This is a genomic window from Terrisporobacter mayombei, assembly GCF_020748465.1.
In the GTDB taxonomy this organism is placed as follows: Bacteria; Bacillota; Clostridia; order Peptostreptococcales; family Peptostreptococcaceae; genus Terrisporobacter; species Terrisporobacter mayombei.
On sequence record NZ_JAHZMP010000196.1, the window covers coordinates 1 to 467 of the forward strand.

The 467-nt window shown below is 51.2% G+C and carries 1 protein-coding gene; it reads right to left on the reverse strand.

Annotated features, from left to right (window positions below):
* Positions 1-446 (reverse strand): ChbG/HpnK family deacetylase (locus K0039_RS25205; protein ID WP_228106869.1); only part of this gene is annotated, 446 nt, incomplete at its 3' end.
* Positions 447-467: the final 21 nt, after the last annotated feature.

The window sequence follows — 467 nt, forward strand, 5'->3', positions numbered from 1 at the left end:
GCGATAGCACCTTTCAACGACGCTGATGTCAACACATCCAGCTCCGTTAAGCGTGGGAAACAGTAAGCACTCTGACGGATAGTATTATCGATAAACGCCGGATGACACATCACCTCCAGCGAACGATCACCCCGATGGCCTGCGTCATCCAGCACTTGCAGGAACAGCGACTCACTGATCTCTTCACCGTAGAATGCACTGCTGAATCCCTGGGTAGTGCGCAGGTTGACCGGCAAATCAAACGCCATCTGACGATCCGCCCGCAACGCAATGCCCTGCTCTGCCGCAAACCTGGCAACAATCGGGAAAATCTGCGGGAACATATGCACATGATGATGGCTATCAAGATGCGTAGGTTTGCGTCCAAATAGCTCAATGAAACGCAAATACTGACTGACAAGCTCCTGAGTAATTTCTTCCAGCGGTAAAGCATCTTCTTCTGCCAACTGCCAGATCCATTTTCCCAG